This window comes from Stenotrophomonas sp. 86428_Sma (assembly GCF_056481585.1).
On sequence record NZ_CM151156.1, the window covers coordinates 2,941,604 to 2,958,598 of the forward strand.

Consider the following 16,995-nt stretch of genomic DNA (forward strand, 5'->3'; position numbering starts at 1 on the left):
CCACGCCATGCGTGTATGCGCTTCTCTCACCCACCCGCCAGGCGCTGCTGGGCCCTCAACAACTTGCGGAACGAACCGCACTGGCGCGCGTCCTGTGCTTCCGGGCAGGCCGCCGCGCGCTGTAGATGACGGCGCACCCGCTGCAGCTGGGAGATCTGCTGCTGCAGCACATCGGCCTGTGCCAGCAGGGCTTCGCGATCCAGCGTAATGCATCCGTGCTGAGGCGGCAGCGACAACCCGATCTGCTGCAGCGACAACCCGGCCGACTGGCCAAGGCCGATCAACGCCAGGCGCTCCAGCACCTGATCGTCGTACTGCCGGCGCAGGCCGCGACGGCCCAGCGACTGCAACAACCCGAGCTGCTCGTAGTAACGCAGGGTCGAGGCCGGCACGCCGCTGCGCTTCACCACCTCGCCGATATCCAGTTCACGCATGGGCTTGACCTCAAGTCGCCTTCAAGCATCAACCTATGGGCAACTTCCCGGCAGGACAAGGCCATGGCCAGTACATCCCCCGTTGATCAGAATGCGCTCTGGAATGGCCCTGGCGGCCAGATCTGGGTCGCCCAGCAGGCCATCCTCGATGGTCTGTTCCAGCCGATGGCCGACCTGCTGGTGGCCGAGCTTCCGCAAACCGTCACGCAACTGCTCGATATCGGCTGTGGCACCGGCGCCAGCCTGCTGGCATCAGCCGCCGCTCGCCCGGCGACACACAGCACCGGCCTGGACATCTCCGCGCCGATGCTGGCACTGGCCCGCCAGCGCGCCGAGGCGGCAGGACTAGACGCGGACTTCATCGTGGCCGATGCGCAGCAGCATCCGCTGCCCTCCGCGCACTTCGACTGGATCCAGTCGCGGCTGGGTGTGATGTTCTTCGAAGATACCGAGGCCGCCTTCGCCAACCTGCATCGTGCTGCAACGCCAGGCGCTGGGCTGCGTTTCATCGCCTGGCGCAGTGCCGACGAGAACCCGTTCATGACCACGGCCGAACGCGCCATTGGTGATGAACTCGAGCTACCACCCCGTGCGCCTGGCGCACCGGGCCAGTTCGCCTTTGCCGATGGCAAGCGCGTGCAGCGCCTGTTGCAGGCCGCCGGCTGGAAGGACGTCGAAGTGGTTGCGGTCGACCTGCCCTGTTCGATCGCCCGCGACGAGCTGCCAACCTATGTCGGCCAACTTGGCCCGCTGGGACTGGCGCTGCGCAATCTGCCCGAAGACCGCGCCACCTCGCTCCGGAACAAGGCTGTGGCGGCATTCACCCCGTTCATCGAGGGCAACCGGGTACGCGTGGATGCGGCGTGCTGGCTGGTCCGCGCCCGCGCCTGATACAAAAAAAGGGGACGGAGGGGATTAAGTCGTTTCCGGCACTGCCGGGGCAAGAACGACTTAATCCCCTCCGTCCCCTTTTTCAGAACGACTTAATCCCCTCCGTCCCCTTTTTCTTCTACAGCGCCTCGCCAGCGTCGGCCAGGCGCGATTCAATCAGCGCATACCACTGCTGCAGCACGTCGATCAGCATGTCCAGCTCGGCGTCGGTGCGCTGCGCGCGCCCACTGCGCAGGCAGGCCTGGGCTTCCTGCAGCTGGGCCAGGAAGCCGGCCACGGTGTCTGCCTGCAGGATCAACCCCGGCAGGCGCCGCCCGGGAATGCGCACCACCGCATGATTGCCGAGCTGGCCGTACACACTCAGTGTGGTTTCCGTCTTCATGGAAAGAGGCAGGAATTGGGCGTTCATCGCGTGCACCATGGAAAACCTGAGCCGCCGGCAGGCGTGGACAACGGGGGAGACGTGGCCACGTCCTGCCGGCGGTCAGGGGGGACTCGGGATGCCGGGGACTTGTCCCGGCGCAGGATTCTCAGCGTGGCTGCGCCACACCCGCGATCTGCACGCGCCGGTTCGGCGCCAGGCAGGCGATCAGCTCGCGACGGTTGCGCTGCTCGCACTGCACGATCGGCTCGGCCGCGCCGCGTCCTTCGGCACTGATGCTGGCTGCAGGCACGCCGCCCTGCACAAGCGCGCTGCGCACGGCCTCGGCACGTCGCTGCGACAGTGCCTGGTTGTAGCTGGCACTGCCGATACGGTCGGTATACCCGGTCACCCGGATTGACTGCACCTGACTGGCCTCGCGCACCTGCGCCAGTACGCCCTGCACGGCCTGCTGGCCTTCGGCACTGAGCACCGCGCTGTCGAAACCGAACAGCGCATCGGCGGACAGGCGCAACGGCTGCTCCGGCAACGGCGCCGGTGCAGGCGGGGCCGGCGGCCGCGGCGGGTCCAGCACCGCCGCACATGATTCAGGCTTCCAGTAGCCGCCCTGGGCAATGCCCTTGCTGTCGAAGCGGACCTGGAACTGGCAGGTGAAGTATTCGGCCCCCTGTGCGGTGCGGAAGTTGAACAGGTAGTTCCACTCGCGCACGCCCCACATGCCTTCATTGAAATGCGGCGTGCCCAGCAGCGTGTACAGCTGGCGCTTGCTCATGCCCGGCGCGAAACGGCGCAGGTCGGCGACGTCGGGATAGATGCCTTCCTTCAACGAGGCCTTCGAGGCCTCCGGGAACTGCACGGCGGTGGTTTCGGCAGGACCCTCGGCGGCCGGCGCATGGCTGCGGCAGGCGGCCAGCAGGCCCATTCCCAGGACCAGGCCCAGCACTGCGGCCATCTGGCCGGTGCGGGCGATGCGATGCTGTTTCATGTCATTCCCCCTTTGGACGTTTCCGCGATGCCGGGCCGCGCGTGCGGCCCGGCAACAGCGATCACCACTGGATGCCGGCACCGACGGCCACACCGGCCTCGCCACGGCTGTTGGTCGACCCGCTGAACTTGTAGATCCAGCGGCCTCCCTCGGAGACGCCGGAGATGCCCACCGCCACGCCCGACTCGCCGTTGTAGCTGCCGGCCGCGATTGAGGCCATGCTGCGGCCGGCCTCGCTGGGCTGCGGCAGCGCCGCGGTAGCCATTGCCGAGGCGATACCGGCCGAGGCGCGGTTGTCGGTCTTGCGCAGGTCGCGCTCGAAGCCACCCATGCGCTCGTCGGTGTAGGCCTTCGACCAGTCCAGGGTCTGCGCCATGCCCGACTTCAGCTGGTCGACGTTGACTGCGTCGGTACCGGCGGTGCCGGCGGCGACGTTACGCACCGTGGTCGGGCCGCTGTTGGTGCTGCCCAGCGTGACACTGTTGTAGTTGGTCGCGCCGTTCACCGTGGTGTCGTAACGGATCGTGCCCTGCTGCGAGGCCTGCAGCTGGCGTACGTTGACCGCGTCGGTAGCCTGCGAACCGTCGGCCACGTTGACCACCTGGCGTTCGGCACCGGCGGCACCCACTGAGACCGTGTTGGCCCGGTTCGCCACCGAACCCGCACCCAGCGCCACCGAGTTGTCGGCCTGCGCCTGCGAGCCATTGCCCAGCGCGGTCGAGTTGGCACCGGCGGCGGTGGAGCCAGCGCCACCTGCGGCCGAATTGGCACCGCTGGCGGACGGATCGGCCAGGTTGTTGGTGTTGTTGGCGCGGAAGCTGCCGGCCACGTTGGTGATGTTCTGGATCTTCTGGTCGGTGTACTTCTTCGATTCGTCGATGGCGTAGTTCACGCCGTTCTTCAGCTGGCCGACGTTGGTTGCGTCGTACGTATCGGAACCGTCGGCGACATGGGTGATCTTGCGCTCGCTGCCGGTGCTGCCGACCGAAACCTCACCGGCCGAGTTGCTGGCGCCGGTCTGGCCATAGGCGCCGGTGTAGCCGCTCTGCGCACCGACGCTGGCCACCGACCCGGCACCCAGGGCGACGCTGTTGCCGGCACTGGCGCTGGCGCCGTTGCCGACCGCCACGCTGTTGGCACCGGCCGCACTGGCCTGCGGGCCGACCGCCACCGCTTCCGCACCGGCAGCCGTTGCAGGCGCTGCGGTCGAGTTCACTGCCAGGTAGGCACTGCCACCGCTGTTGTTGGTGATGCGTTGGTTGAGGACCTTCAGCGAGCCGTCCACCGCAGTGAAGGCGGCGGTGACATTGTTGTAGTCGCCGCTGGTGAAGGTGCCGTCGGTGGCGATGCTGGAGATGCTGAACTTCGGCGCGGTCCACACGTTGGTGGTGCCGTTGTACGCGGTGGTGCCACCGAAGTAGTTGGCGATGGTGCTGTTCGTGCTGAACAGCTGGTCGCCGGTGATGGCATCACTGCTGCCGGCCAGGATGCTGCCGGCGGCGACGTTGGTGATCTTCACCGCGCCGGTGCCGGTACCCGTCAGCGTCACGCTGTTGAGCACGTTGCCACTGCCATCGACGTCGTACTTCACGGCCAGCTTGTCGATCTCATCGGTCTGGTCGGCAACGTTGGCCAGCGAGTTGCTGACCGCATCGAAGGCGGTACCGACGTCGTTGTAGCTGCCCTTGGTCACGGTGCCGTTGGCGGCGACGTTGTTGATCGAGTAGGTCGGTGCGGTCAGCACGCCGCTGGCGTTGACCGCCGCGCCACCACCGAGGTGGGTGGCCACGGCCTGGTTGGCCGCAAACAGCTGGGCACCGTTGATGGCCTCGCTGCTGGTGGCACTGACCTGACCCGGGCCGAGATTACGCAGCGTGGTGGCCGTGCCGGTCTGGCCGAGCGTGGCACTGGCGTAGTTGACGCTGCCATCGCCATTGAGGTCATAGCGCAGTGCCCCCTGTTCCGACGCCTGCAGCTGGCCGACATTGACCGCATCGGTGGCGGCGGTACCCGCAGCCAGGTTGGTGACCTGACGCTCGGCACCGGCGGCACCGATGGACACGCTGTTGGCACGGTCAGCCAGGCTGCCGGCACCCACCGCGATGCTGTTGGCGGCGGTGGCGCGGGCGTTGGTACCGACCGCGATCGAGTCGGCGCCGCTGGCCAGTGCCTCGGTACCGGTCGAGTTCACCCGCAGATACTTGGTGCCACCGTTGCGGATGTCGGTGATCTGCGTGTTGAGATTGACCAGCGAACCATCGACCGCGGCGAAGGCATCGGTGGCGTTCTCATACAGACCCTTGGCGATCGCACCGCCGGTGGAGATGGTGCTGATCTCGAACAGTGGTGCAGTGAAGGCACCACTGGCCGGATCGAAGGCTGCGCGACCGCCGAAGAAGCTGGCGATGGCCGCATTGGTCGCCGCCAACTGGCCGCCATTGACCGCTTCCAGGCTGCCGGCGGTGACCGCACCGCCGGCCAGGTTGCCGATGGTGGTAGTGCCGGTTCCCGCACCGAGCGTGACGCGGCGATAGTTCGGATTGCCGGCACCGTCCAGATCGTAGGTCACCGCAGCGGCCGCCACATCATCGATCAGGCTGATGGCGCCCTTCAGCTGGGCCACGTTGACCGCATCGGTATTGACACTACCGGCGGCCACGTTGGTGATCTGGCGCTCGCCGCCACCGGCGGTACCCACCGACACTTCACCGGCCGAGACCTGCGGCGCGGTGAGGCCATAGGCGCTGTAGCTGGCCTGGGCACCGCGCAGCGCGGCCGAACGGTAGCCCAGTGCGACCGAATTGGCCTGGTTAGAGGTCGCCTCGGCACCGAGCAGGGTCTGCCCGTTGGCCGTGCCCACCGCACTGTCGCCGACGATCACCGAATGGCCCATACGTGCGGCGTAGTCCGCGGTCGGCACGCCGGTCGGGTTGCTCGGATCATTGGTGCCGGCGCCCGGGAAGGCGACGTTGGCATCGACCTTCGGCAGCTCGTGGCGGGCATTGGCACCGATCACCACTTCCTTCGAACCGTTGGCAAAGGCGCCGTCACCCATCAGCACCTGGTAGTCCTGCGCCGCATTGACTGCCCAGCAGGAGATGTCGGCGAGGACAATATCCAGGCACTTGGCCGCCCATGCCGGCGAATCCTTCGGCAGCAGCAGCCCGAGCAGGCCGCCCGGATTGCCGTTGTTGATGTTGTAGATGTAGCTGTCGGAGGTGACACCGCCGATCAGGGTCAGGTGCGAGCTGCCGCCGGTGACGGCGCCGCCCAGGCCATTGAGGGTGCTGCCGACCGGCGACAGGTTGACCACCGGCAGGCCCAGCACATTGACCGTCGAGTAGGTCTGCATCACGTTGGCGTTGCTGAGCTTGAGGTTGCCGTTGCTCAGGTAGCCGTTGCCGCCGAACAGGCTGGTGGTGGTCGGGCCGATCAGCTGCCCGACATTGCCGACCAGGCCACCGGTGCCGATGATCAGGCCCGCGTTCGGATCGGCCGGAGCCGGCGCCTTCGGGCTGGTCGGCGGAATCGCCGAGGGCTTGGTCAGGCCGAGGCCGCTCAGCGTGCCACCGACCAGGCCACCCACGGCACTGCCGAGATTGCCGATGGTGCCGTTGAGGTTGCCATTGAGCAGGTTGCCGACGGCGCCGCCGACATTGCCAAGCGTATCGCCCAGCAGGCCCCCCAGGCCGCCGGTACTGCCACCTGTAGCGCCATTGAGTACACCGCCGACGGTGCTGCCCACCGCACCCACTGTATTGTTGAGCGTGCCGCCCACGGTGCCGCCGACTGCACCCACCGTGCCAACTGCACCGTTGAGTGCCCCGCCGACGGCGCTGCCGACCGAGCCGACCGTGCCGTTGAGTGCACCACCCACAGTGCCGCCGACTGCACCCACCGTGCCAACCGCTCCGTTGAGTGCGCCGCCGACGGTGCTGCCGACCGAACCGACCGTGCCGTTGAGTGCACCACCCACAGTGCCGCCGACTGCACCAACCGTGCCAACGGCGCCATTGAGCGTGCTGTCCACTGCTCCGCCCACCGCACCAACCGTGTTGCCTACGGTGCCATCAAGCACGCCACCCACGGCGCCACCTGCCGCGCCGACAACGCCGCCCACCAGGCCACCCACGCCCAGTGCGCTGTTCTGCGCTGCCACAGTCGCTTGGCCGGCCAGCTTCAGATTGCGGTCGGCCACGACTTCCTGGCCATCGGGCGCCTGCACGCGCACTTTGCCGGCAACACCGGTATCGAAAGCTGCGGTGATCGCACGATCATGGGTCTCGCCCGGCAGCTCCTCCTTTGCCGGCAACGTGACCGCCGCCGTCGCCTTGACCTGCCCCTGACCATCGATCTGGTGGCCCGCCAGCTTCAGCTGCGAATCCACCTTGCCGTCAACGGACGCCTTGAGGCCGGACAGCGAGCCAGCGGATGCGCCAGCAACAGCGGCGGCCGCCTTGGCACCGGTATCGATCGAGGCCACCTGGGCACCGGCGATGCCAACCCTGGCCTTCGCCTGCGCATCCGCAGCCACACCGAGCGGCGCATGCGCGGACGGCGCAACGTTGGCCGCCAGCGAGGCATCCATCTTCGCCACATTGGACGCTGCGTGCCCCAGCCCGACATTGGCGCGAACATCGGCGGCCAGTGCAGGAACCGCGACCTGCTTCGGCGCGGCGTTCGCCGCCAGCTTCACCTGTACGGTAGCCGGCAGCACGTCGCGCACGATCGGCAGCGAGGTCGTACTCAGCTGCAGGCCCACACGCGCGTCTGCGCTGATCGCCGGACTGCTCTGCGCCTGGCGCGATGCCGCGGCCAGCGCGACTTCTGCGTCGACCTTGACCGGCATCGGCTGCGCGTACTTCGCGGCCAGTGCCTGCAGATCACGCAGCGACTGATTGGATTCGGATGCTCCTGCATGCCCGCTGGCCAGCGCACACAGCAGGGCCAGGGCCAGTGCGGTCGGCATCAGCAGGACACTGCGCGGATCGCGGGCAGCGCTGCCGCCGCTATCGCCGGTGGCCAGTTCCGAGGCCACAACCAGAGCATTGAGCTGGCGGTTCCATACACGCCGGTAGATGCGGTTCATGAGCATTTCCCCCGTAGGCGAACAACTGGAATGTCAGTGGACTTGCCGTTAGGCAGGTGACTGACATTTCAGCGTTTGCAACGGCGGCTGCGCACTTCATTCCGGCACGGCAATCGCGCATTCCGGCAAATCCACGGTCGGAATCGGCAGCCGGTTATGCAGAAGCGGCAACCATATCGGCAAGCGGATATGCAATTCCGGCAGGAACCGCCGGGAAACCCTTATGGGGTCTGGATCAGGCGGGCTGGCCGATCTGCGCGGGTGCGCGCATCAGCGTGTCACGCGGCAGTTCACCGAAGACCTTGCGGTAGTTGTCGGCGAAACGCGACAGGTCCCACAGGCCACAACTGAGGGCGATGGCCTTGACCGAACGGCGGCTGGAATCGGCCATCGACAGGCTGCGGCAGGCTGCGCACAGGCGCAGCATCGACAGGTAACGATTGGGCGACGTACCGAACAGGTCCTCGAACGCGTAGCGCAGCCCACGCTCACTGACACCGGCAGCGTCGCAGATCTCATTCATGTAGATATTGCGGCGCAGGTTGAGGCGCATGAAGTTTTCCGCCCGCTGTGCGATCAGATAATGCGTGCGCCGCGCACGGCTGCAACCCGGGCGTTCGGCGGAACCCGCACCCAGCAGTGCCTGCACGTGTTCGTGCAGCAGCCGCTCGGTTTCTTCCGGCTGCAGGCCCGTGCCCTGGCCCAGCTGCAGGTGCAGCTGCTGGTAATGCTGTGCCAGCGGGGCGGCCTCGCTGGCGAGATTGAACAGTGAAAGCGCCTGTCCGGCCGGCGGCGTGCTGCGCAGGCTCAGTTCGGTCAGCTTGCGTTGCACCCGTGCCACCGGCACCAGCATCAGGGTCATGTGCGTGCCCGGGCTCAGGGTGAACTCGCTGATGCCCTCGGGCATCACGGTCAGCGCCATCCCAGGGGCAAGCGGTACGCCATGGCACCAGCTCAGGGTTTCATCGGTCGCATGCAGATACCCCAGCATCGCCCAGTCCGGCGGCAGCATGAAACGTCCACGGCAATGGAATCCACAGCTGATGCTGCAGAACAACGCCTCCTCGTGCACGCGTGACGCGAAGGCCGCCCGCGGCCCATTGCCATCGAGCAGAAGCAGTTCGACATCACATACACGAAGCACGCCGCTCAGCGTCGCCAGGTCGATCGACCGCAGGCCGCTGTCGTCGCTGTCTCCTACCCCACCATCGACCATGACAGTGTCGTCCCCCCGATTATCCGCCGTGCGGTACGGCCCCCACTGCCTGACAGGGCGCGCACCTCTCATGGAATCTCTTCCATCACCGGGATGCGCGCCGCCAAGGTGCGCACCCCAAAAGAAACGCGAGTACTTGAATGCGAGTATGCCCGATAATTCAACGGGGTAAACATCTGCACCGCGTTGAATAAGATGGATACAGAGGTGAAAATCAGATTGTCGTGTTTGGCACAGTTTTCGCATGCGACCTGAAGCCTGCCTCACATTATCTGCACGTCGATGAATCGTTGTGCGGGCGAACGGATTTCCGTCACAGAACCCGGCTTGAAAATTAAGGAGCAATGGGATTCTGCCGAATTTGCATATAAGTTCCGGTTGCAGCCGGCCGCCATTCAGGCAAAGTCGATAACACGGTGATCCGGTCTTTGATAATGACCGCACCCAGGGGGACAGCATGACCATGCACGTATCGCTCGACACGTCGACCACCGGCCCCGCGCCGCGCGGTCGCGGTTGCGCGAACGGCGTCCCGCCTGGAAACGATCACCCTGCTTGAGCACAGCGGGTCCATCCCGCCGTGCCTCCTCCGCCAGGACGTGCGGAGGTCCACGGACGATCCCGGCGGAGCCGGGCCACCGCCCAACAGGTGTCCTGTAGCAGACAGGTAGAGGGAGACAAACGTCATGAACGCATCGATCCGCAAGTTCCTGAAGGAAGAAGATGGCGTTACCGCACTCGAGTACGGCCTGCTGGCGGCTGTGATTGCGGGTGTCCTGATCGCACTGGGCAGCACGCAGATCAAGGATTTCTTCGAAACGCTCTTTGAGAATCTCACCAAGCTTGCCGACAAGGCATCGGGCAACACGCCGGCCTGAGCCGCGTCCCAGGCTGATCAGGGACAGCAACTGCTGAGCGTCCACTGACGGACAATGGAGGGTGCGATGACACTGCTGGGATTGCTGGCCATCGGTGTGTGCCTGCGGATCGCGATCAGCGATCTGTACGCCCGTCGGGTGCCCAACGCCTGGCTGCTGTCCGCATGCGCGATCACCGTTGTCGTGCTCATCGCCGGACAGTTCAACGCGCCGCGCCTGCCGTGGGCTTCCCACGTTGCCGGCGCGGCGCTCGGCCTGGTCGCATTGCTGCCTTTCCATGCAGTGCGCTGGATGGGCGCCGGTGATGTCAAATTCTTTTCGGTACTGGGATTGATGCTGGGCTGGCAGGCACTGCTGCCGATCTGGATCGCGGCCAGCCTGGCAGCGGGCGCACATGCCGCACTGGTGCTGGTATCGCGACGGTTGGGTCCAGTACTGCCCATCGGCCTTCAAGCCCATATGCATCGGGCAAGTTCGCAATGGCATTCGCACCCGGCGCTGCGCGGGATGCAGAGCGCCCGCCAGGGACGCCAAGGCATTCCCTACGCCGCCTACCTGGCGGTATCCGCCATCGCCTGGGTCCTCATCAGCACGTACGGAGGTGTGGCATGAACATCCACAACCGACGCCGGCAACGTGGCGCGGCCAGCATCGAGTTCGCGCTGATGTTGATGCTGGGCCTGCTGCCGCTGCTGCTGTTCACGTTCTCCGGCGTAATGATCATGGCGGCCCAGCAGACGTTGGCAACCGCCTCGGCCGAGGGTGCACGTGCATCGCTGCGCTATGGCAGCGCCAACGAACGTCGTACCGCCGCCTGCGTTGCGGCGCGTAGTTCGATGCAGTGGCTGCTGAACTTCTCGGGTCAGCCGGTCGACTGCAGCAATGGCGGAAACAACGCCATTCTGGTCTCCGCGCAGGCCCCCTGCGCCGGACTGGCCAGCGCCCAGTGCATGACCGTGACGGTCAGCTACGACTACGCAAGCCATCCCTTCCTGCCCGGCACCGCCACGCTTTACAAGTGGGTGATGCGGGCTCCCATCCGCAGCGTCGCGGTCGCTCAGCTCGACCTCGGCAGCGGCAACTGACGTTCGGTACAGGAGACGGTTCCATGCTCAAGTTGACCCGCATTGCTGCCGTCGCCCTGATCGGGCTGGCCGTGCTGCTGGCGGTGATCGCCTTGATGATCGGGCGCAAGCAGGCCGCACCGGCAACGGTTGCCCCGATGACGCAGAGCGAAGCCCAGGCGATCACCGTGGTGGAAGCGGTGGCGCGACTGCCGGCCGGCGAACCGATCTCTGCCAACGGACTGCGTCTCGCACAGCGCAGCGCCCCGGTTGCCGGTGCCGCCACCAGCATTTCCGCCGTGGTCGGAAAGGTGCCGGTGCAGGACATCGCCGAAGGCACGGCGATCAGCAGCAACGCACTCGCGCAGGGATTCTCGCTGCAGCTGCGCCCCGGGGAACGCGCACTGGCGGTCCCGGTCGACGAGCTGGTGGGGGCCGGCAACCGCATCCTGCCCGGTGATTTCGTCGACGTGTTCCTCAACCTGCGCAATGCCCAATCCACTGCCAGCGGCCCGGCCGACGCAGCACAGACGCGCCTGCTGCTGTCGCGCCTGCGCGTGCTCAGCTATGGCCAGCAGGACATCGCCCCGGCCAACCATGACGCTGTTGCCAGCAACGAGGCCGATGGCCGCAACGATCCACGCGCCGCCGACATCACCGGAAGCAGCAGCACCCAGAGCACGGGCAGCGGGACCGCCCAGCCGGCACGCAGCGCGGTACTGGCGGTGCCGGTGGCCGATGCCAACCGGCTGCTGCTGGGTGCACAGCAGGGCAAGCTGTTCCTCGCCCTGCGCAACCCTGCCGATTCCGGCCAGCCCGATCTGGCGCTGTTCCCGCAGGCACGCGGGGTGATTGATCCCCTGCGTGGCCTGGATGCGGAACAGCAGCTTGCGCTGCAGCGGCCAGAGAATCACGCCTTCGCCGGCATCGACGGCGATGCATTGGCCGGCCGCAGCAACGCGCCCGCGCGCAGCACCCAGGATGCCCCGGCACGCGCACCCGCACCACGGCGCAGCGCCCCACGCGCATCGGGCATCGAAATCATCCGAGGTGACAGCTCCGCCCCCCGTGGTTCCCTTTGACCTGCATCGAGCGCATCCATGACCGAACGTCGCCGCAGTCCACGCCCTTCCCCCCGCCAGCGCTGGCTGGCCCTGCTGCTGGTGCTGCTGGCACCGGCGACAAGCGTGGCCGCCGACGACCTGGTGCTGCAGGCGCGTGAGCAGCGCCCCTGGACCCTGCCGGGTGATCTGGAGCGGGTCGCCATTGCCGATCCGGGCGTGGCCGATATCGTGATGCTGCGCGGCCAGCGCCAGGCCCTGCTGGTCGGCAAGGCGCCGGGCACCACCACGCTCCTGCTCTGGCACCGCAAGCAGACCGAACCACAGCGCCTGCAGGTGCGGGTACAAAGTGCGGTGCAGGGTGCGGCCGACGCCGGCGCGAACGGGCTGGTATTCACCCAGCAGGACAATCAGGGCCTGCTGCAGGGAAGCACCGAGAGCGTGCTGTCGCACATGCAGGAGCAGAAGGCTGCCGCCATGGCCCTGGGCAAGGATGGCCTGCTTGCCGACGCATCCACGGTGAGCAGCGGCGGCGTGGTCCAGGTCGAGGTCAAGGTGGTCGAGTTCAACAAGACCGCACTGAAGCAGATCGGCATCAGCTTCCAGAACCGCAATGGCAACTTCGCCTACGGCTTCGCCCGCCCGGGCGGCCAGCTGCCGGGCAATACCGGCATCCTGCCCGGCATGAAGGAAGGCAACTCCGGCAACGAAGCCGAATCGCCCATTTCTTCGGCCTTCCGCCTGGTGTTCGGCTCGACCAAGGGCCTGTGGAATGCCGACGTCGACCTGCTGCAGAGCAATGGCATGGCGCGTGTGCTGGCCGAACCGACACTGGTCGCGCTGTCCGGGCAGAGCGCCAGTTTCCTGGCCGGCGGCGAGCTGCCGATCCTGGAACCGCAGGGACTGGGCACCACCACCATCACCTACAAGCCCTTCGGCATCGGCCTGACCGTGACACCGACGGTACTGGCACCGAACCGCATCGCCCTGAAAGTCGCACCGGAAGCCAGCGACCTGGACTACAGCAACGCCATCGCGCTCAACGGCGTGCAGATTCCCTCCATCACCACCCGCCGCGCCGACACCACGGTCGAACTGGGCGATGGCGAGAGCTTCGTGATCGGTGGCCTGGTCAGTTCCAACGTGGTTTCCAGCGTCGGCAAGATCCCGCTGCTGGGTGACCTGCCGATCATCGGCTCGTTCTTCCGCAACTTCGACTACAAGCGCCAGGACAAGGAACTGGTGATCATCGTCACGCCACGCCTGGTGAAGCCGTTGGCACGCAACACCGAGCTGCCGCTGCCCGGCGACCGCGAGGCCAAGCCGCACATGCCCGAATGGGGCGCCTGGCTGTTGGGTCCTATCAGCCAGGACCCGGTGCCCGGCTTCTCACGCTGATTCCATGATGCCTGCGATACCACGCCCATGCCCTACGCCACTGCCCAGCCGCTGCATCCGCAAGGACCGCCGATGAACCTGGTCCTGTACGGAATGGATCGCGAACTGCTGCCCCGGCTGGCGGCGAAACTGCCGCCAACCACCACCCTGCACTGGCAGGACAGCAGCACGCCGACCTCCGCCCAGGACCTGCAACGCGGGCCGCAGAGCCTTGTGCTGCTCGACTTCCGCCCGGAACATGCGGCCGCCTCCAGCGTGCTGGCGCAGCAACTGCAGCAGACCGAGCCGGATCTGGCATTGGTTGCAGTCGGTGCCACCAGTGCCGGCCAGGTGGAAGGCGTTGTCATCGCATTGCGGGCGGGCCTGCGTGATGTGCTGGACCTGGACAGCGACAACGTCGGCATCGAGGCCGCGCTGCGTCGCGCCCTGTCACCACGACCGGCTGCCGCCGCGCAGCAGGCGCACAAGGCCCGTCTGATCGTCCTGCTGGGCGTGCGCGCCGGGGTCGGCACCAGTACGCTGGCCGCGCATCTTTCGGTGCTGGCACAGCAGACCCGTGCACTGGCACAGGGCGAGGCACTGCAGCAGGATGGCCTGCTGATGGAGCTGGCCCAGCCTTCGGGCGACCTCGCCCTGTACCTCAACCTGGACAGCCGCTTCCACTACGAAGACGCGCTGCGCAACGCCAGCCGCATCGACGCCACCCTCGCCCGTACGGCCATGGCCCGTCACGATTCCGGACTGGTGCTGCTGGACCGCGCCAGCGGCAGCGATGCGGTACCGCCGTCCGATCCGGGTGCGCTGCTGCAGCGCCTGCGCACCGTGTTCGCCAGCGTGCTGTGTGATGCCGGTGGCTGCCCGCTGCGTCAGCTGCCGCCGCTGCTGCTGGACCAGGCCGACGAGATCTGGCTGGTCACCGATGCCTCCATTGCCACGCTGGTGTCGCTCGACCAGGCACTGAAGCATCTTGCCGGCCAGCGCGAACGCGAGAAGCGCCTGCAGCTGGTGATCAACCGCCGCGATGACAGCAGCGGCATGAGCCCGGAGCAGATCGCGCGCCGCTTCGAGGTTCCCCTGCTGGCCACGCTTCCCGAACGACCGCGCGTGCGCCTGGCTGCCAGCCAGGGCCACCTGCTGCTGCAGGATGCGCCGCGCGACCCCTACCTGCGTGCCCTCGCCCCGCTGGTTTCGCGCCTGGATCCGGCTGCCTGCCCGGTCCAGGCGCAGGGCCTGCGGGAAAGACTCTCCCTTGCCCTGGGTGGATCGCAATGGAAGACAAGGTAACCCCGTTCCCGCATGCCGTTGCCCGGCCGGTGCTGCCCGAAAGCTCGCCGGGCCATCAGCCATTCGCGCAGACCGAGCAGTACCAGAAGGTGCTGTCGGCCGCGCATGAGCACCTGCTCAACAGCATCGAGGACGAGCGCATCGACATCGATTCCTGGGCCCCCGACACCATCGCCCGCTGGGTGCAGGTGCAGACGGTGAGCTTCATCCAGGAATGGCGCATCCCGATCAACGAAGAGGAGATGCAGGTGGTTGCCGACGGCCTGGTCAAGGAGCTGACCGGCTTCGGCCCGCTGGACGACCTGCTGCACGACCCGTCCATCGAAGACATCCTGATCAACGGTTTCAAGGATGTGCACGTGTCCCAGGGCGGCCAGCTCAAGCGGGCCACCCAGCGCTTCACCGACGATACGCATCTGCTGCGCATCCTGCGCCGCATCCTCGCCCCGCTTGGGCGCCGCCTGGATGACTCCAATCCGATGGTCGATGCGCGCCTGCCCAACGGCGGCCGTCTCAACGCGATCATCTCGCCGCTGGCGGTGGATGGACCGATGGTGTCCATCCGCAAGTTCCGCAAGGACCCGTTCACCCCCGATGAACTGCTGGCCAAGGGCACCTTCGATGCGCCGATGCAGGCCTTGCTGAAGGCGATGGTACTGGGTCGCTGCAACATCCTGGTGTCCGGCGGCACCAGCTCGGGCAAGACCTCGCTGCTGAACGCCCTGGCCAGCTACGTCCCCGCGAACGAGCGCGTGATCACCGTCGAAGACACCGCCGAGCTCTCGCTCAACCACCCGCATGTAGTTCGCCTGGAAAGCCGTATCGGCGGCGCCGAAGGGCACGGTGCGGTCAGCATCCGCGATCTGGTCCGCAACAGCCTGCGCATGCGCCCCGACCGCATCGTCGTCGGCGAAGTGCGCGGTGCCGAGGTGCTGGAAATGCTGCAGGCGATGAACACCGGCCACGACGGCTCGATGGCCACCATCCACGCCAATTCGCCCCGCGACTGCCTGTACCGGATCGAGATGCTGGCCGGTTTTGCCGGCTTCCAGGGCAGCGAGGACAGCCTGCGCCGGCAGATCGCCAGTGCCATCGACTTCATCGTGCAGATCTCGCGCCTGGGCAGCGGCCGCCGCGTGCTGGTCTCGATCACCGAGATCACCGGTGTCAGCGACAACCTGATCACCACCCAGGAAATGTTCCGCCACGAGCTGCAGATCGACGGCAACGGCAAAGAGATCGATCGCTGGGTCGGGCTGGGCTTCCATCCGCACTCGCACAAGCTGGAGCCGTTCCGCCAGCAGCTGCGCGAATCGCTCTACGGAGACTTCTGAGCATGGGAACCGGCGCGCTGCTGGGCATGCTGAGCATCATCGCGGTGCTGCTGGCGCTGGCAGCCTGGCTGTGGGGCACGGCCAGCAGCCGTGAGCAACGCCAGGTTTCAATGCGGCACGCCGAGCAGCAGCTTTCGCGCGGAAGCGCCACGGGCGGAGCACCCGCCGGGCCGTCCGTCACCGCTGCCAACGACCCGGCGCGGCCCGCCAGCGCCGGGCGCCGCGTGCTGCCGCTGGATGGCCTGCTGCAGCGCGCAGGGCTGCAGACCGGCTGGAAAATTCCCATCATGCTGCTGGTACCGGGGCTGGTACTGTCGGTGGTGGCGATGCTGCGGCTGGGCACCGCATGGATGTTTCCGCTGACCCTGCTGCTGTACCTGCTTGGCTGCTGGCTGTGGGTGATGCGGCGGACCACGAAGCTGCGTGCGCAACTGCTGCATCAGCTGCCGGACTTCCTCGACAACCTGGTGCGGCTGACCGCACTGGGCAACAGCCTGCAGGCCGCGTTCCAGGTTGCGTCGATGCAGACGAGCGCGCCGTTGCGCGGGCTGCTGGATACCACGGTGCGCTTTGCACGCAGCGGCATGGAGCTGGACCGTGCACTCGCACAGGCCTCGCATCCCTATCGCATGGATGTGCTGAAGGTGTTGTCGGTGGTGATCGGTGTCAGCGTGCGCATCGGCGGGCGCTCCGACCAGATCCTGCAGCGCATGGGCGATTTCATGCGCGATCTGGAACAGGCCCAGCAGGAGCTTGCAGCGACCACCTCGGAGACGCGGATGTCAGCGTGGGTGCTGGGCCTGTTGCCACCGGCCTGCGCGGTACTGATGGCGATCACCAGCCCGGACTTCTTCCAGCCGGTGCTGCACGATCCGCTCGGCCACAAGATCCTGCTGCTTGCACTGGGCATGGAACTTGTCGGTGGCTTCCTGCTGTATCGCCTGGCCAAGTCGCTATGAACCCCCTTCGCCCCGCCGGA

The 16,995-nt window shown here is 66.8% G+C and carries 14 protein-coding genes; 9 read left to right on the forward strand and 5 right to left on the reverse strand.

What is annotated here, in order from left to right:
• Positions 1–26: 26 nt before the first annotated feature.
• Positions 27–434, reverse strand: a complete 408-nt coding sequence (locus ACZK3J_RS13485; protein ID WP_032128067.1) for a MerR family transcriptional regulator — start codon at positions 432–434, stop codon at positions 27–29.
• Between the two features lie 63 nt (positions 435–497).
• Between ACZK3J_RS13485 and ACZK3J_RS13490 the strand changes: the two genes are divergently transcribed.
• A complete protein-coding gene (locus ACZK3J_RS13490) occupies positions 498–1,325 on the forward strand; it encodes a class I SAM-dependent methyltransferase (protein ID WP_478475945.1) in 828 nt (275 codons plus the stop codon).
• 118 nt (positions 1,326–1,443) lie between these two features.
• On the opposite strand, the gene ACZK3J_RS13495 is transcribed toward ACZK3J_RS13490, so the two are convergent.
• The 4 genes from ACZK3J_RS13495 to ACZK3J_RS13510 all read right to left on the reverse strand — a co-directional run bounded on the left by ACZK3J_RS13495 (position 1,444) and on the right by ACZK3J_RS13510 (position 8,997).
• Positions 1,444–1,734: a DUF6959 family protein gene (locus tag ACZK3J_RS13495; RefSeq protein WP_019659952.1), complete on the reverse strand. Its 291-nt coding sequence runs from the start codon at positions 1,732–1,734 to the stop codon at positions 1,444–1,446.
• A 121-nt stretch (positions 1,735–1,855) separates the two neighbouring features.
• A complete protein-coding gene (locus tag ACZK3J_RS13500; protein ID WP_012511335.1) occupies positions 1,856–2,692 on the reverse strand; it encodes an OmpA family protein in 837 nt (278 codons plus the stop codon).
• Between the two features lie 61 nt (positions 2,693–2,753).
• Entirely contained in the window at positions 2,754–7,781 is a 5,028-nt protein-coding gene (locus tag ACZK3J_RS13505; RefSeq protein WP_478475946.1) for a YadA-like family protein, read from the reverse strand.
• A 235-nt stretch (positions 7,782–8,016) separates the two neighbouring features.
• Positions 8,017–8,997 (reverse strand): AraC family transcriptional regulator, encoded by a 981-nt coding sequence (locus tag ACZK3J_RS13510; RefSeq protein ID WP_032128070.1) that lies wholly within the window; start codon positions 8,995–8,997, stop codon positions 8,017–8,019.
• Positions 8,998–9,683: 686 nt separating this feature from the next.
• Here ACZK3J_RS13510 and ACZK3J_RS13515 point away from each other — a divergent pair.
• The 8 genes from ACZK3J_RS13515 to ACZK3J_RS13550 all read left to right on the forward strand — a co-directional run bounded on the left by ACZK3J_RS13515 (position 9,684) and on the right by ACZK3J_RS13550 (position 16,975).
• Positions 9,684–9,875 (forward strand): Flp family type IVb pilin, encoded by a 192-nt coding sequence (locus ACZK3J_RS13515; RefSeq protein WP_019337868.1) that lies wholly within the window; start codon positions 9,684–9,686, stop codon positions 9,873–9,875.
• 66 nt (positions 9,876–9,941) lie between these two features.
• Positions 9,942–10,487, forward strand: coding sequence for an A24 family peptidase (locus ACZK3J_RS13520; RefSeq protein WP_032128071.1), 546 nt, complete (start codon positions 9,942–9,944; stop codon positions 10,485–10,487).
• Complete coding sequence (locus ACZK3J_RS13525) at positions 10,484–10,960, forward strand: TadE/TadG family type IV pilus assembly protein (protein ID WP_049398481.1); 477 nt, start codon at positions 10,484–10,486, stop codon at positions 10,958–10,960. Before ACZK3J_RS13520 ends, ACZK3J_RS13525 begins: the two co-directional genes overlap by 4 nt.
• A 23-nt stretch (positions 10,961–10,983) precedes the next feature.
• Complete coding sequence (cpaB, locus tag ACZK3J_RS13530) at positions 10,984–12,021, forward strand: Flp pilus assembly protein CpaB (RefSeq protein ID WP_197615422.1); 1,038 nt, start codon at positions 10,984–10,986, stop codon at positions 12,019–12,021.
• A gap of 18 nt (positions 12,022–12,039) precedes the next feature.
• On the forward strand, positions 12,040–13,398 hold the full coding sequence (locus tag ACZK3J_RS13535; RefSeq protein WP_049423074.1) for a type II and III secretion system protein family protein: 1,359 nt from the start codon (positions 12,040–12,042) through the stop codon (positions 13,396–13,398).
• Positions 13,399–13,425: 27 nt separating this feature from the next.
• Positions 13,426–14,682, forward strand: coding sequence for a CpaE/TadZ family protein (locus tag ACZK3J_RS13540; protein WP_478475947.1), 1,257 nt, complete (start codon positions 13,426–13,428; stop codon positions 14,680–14,682).
• The gene (locus tag ACZK3J_RS13545; protein WP_032128076.1) at positions 14,667–16,016 is read left to right on the forward strand and encodes a TadA family conjugal transfer-associated ATPase; all 1,350 of its coding nucleotides are present in this window, start codon (positions 14,667–14,669) and stop codon (positions 16,014–16,016) included. The genes ACZK3J_RS13540 and ACZK3J_RS13545 overlap by 16 nt, the downstream gene beginning before the upstream one ends.
• Positions 16,017–16,018: 2 nt before the next feature.
• On the forward strand, positions 16,019–16,975 hold the full coding sequence (locus tag ACZK3J_RS13550) for a type II secretion system F family protein (protein ID WP_032128077.1): 957 nt from the start codon (positions 16,019–16,021) through the stop codon (positions 16,973–16,975).
• Positions 16,976–16,995 lie beyond the last annotated feature (20 nt).

Bases quoted from the DNA above. Each gene is read 5' to 3' on its own strand.
- ACZK3J_RS13515 (WP_019337868.1), top strand. From the start codon at position 9,684: ATGAACGCATCGATCCGCAAGTTCCTGAAGGAAGAAGATGGCGTTACC.
- ACZK3J_RS13520 (WP_032128071.1), top strand. From the start codon at position 9,942: ATGACACTGCTGGGATTGCTGGCCATCGGTGTGTGCCTGCGGATCGCG.
- ACZK3J_RS13545 (WP_032128076.1), top strand. From the start codon at position 14,667: ATGGAAGACAAGGTAACCCCGTTCCCGCATGCCGTTGCCCGGCCGGTG.
- ACZK3J_RS13500 (WP_012511335.1), bottom strand. From the start codon at position 2,692: ATGAAACAGCATCGCATCGCCCGCACCGGCCAGATGGCCGCAGTGCTG.
- ACZK3J_RS13510 (WP_032128070.1), bottom strand. From the start codon at position 8,997: ATGGTCGATGGTGGGGTAGGAGACAGCGACGACAGCGGCCTGCGGTCG.
- cpaB (WP_197615422.1), top strand. From the start codon at position 10,984: ATGCTCAAGTTGACCCGCATTGCTGCCGTCGCCCTGATCGGGCTGGCC.
- ACZK3J_RS13550 (WP_032128077.1), top strand. From the start codon at position 16,019: ATGGGAACCGGCGCGCTGCTGGGCATGCTGAGCATCATCGCGGTGCTG.
- ACZK3J_RS13535 (WP_049423074.1), top strand. From the start codon at position 12,040: ATGACCGAACGTCGCCGCAGTCCACGCCCTTCCCCCCGCCAGCGCTGG.
- ACZK3J_RS13495 (WP_019659952.1), bottom strand. From the start codon at position 1,734: ATGAACGCCCAATTCCTGCCTCTTTCCATGAAGACGGAAACCACACTG.
- ACZK3J_RS13490 (WP_478475945.1), top strand. From the start codon at position 498: ATGGCCAGTACATCCCCCGTTGATCAGAATGCGCTCTGGAATGGCCCT.
- ACZK3J_RS13540 (WP_478475947.1), top strand. From the start codon at position 13,426: ATGCCCTACGCCACTGCCCAGCCGCTGCATCCGCAAGGACCGCCGATG.
- ACZK3J_RS13525 (WP_049398481.1), top strand. From the start codon at position 10,484: ATGAACATCCACAACCGACGCCGGCAACGTGGCGCGGCCAGCATCGAG.
- ACZK3J_RS13485 (WP_032128067.1), bottom strand. From the start codon at position 434: ATGCGTGAACTGGATATCGGCGAGGTGGTGAAGCGCAGCGGCGTGCCG.
- ACZK3J_RS13505 (WP_478475946.1), bottom strand. From the start codon at position 7,781: ATGAACCGCATCTACCGGCGTGTATGGAACCGCCAGCTCAATGCTCTG.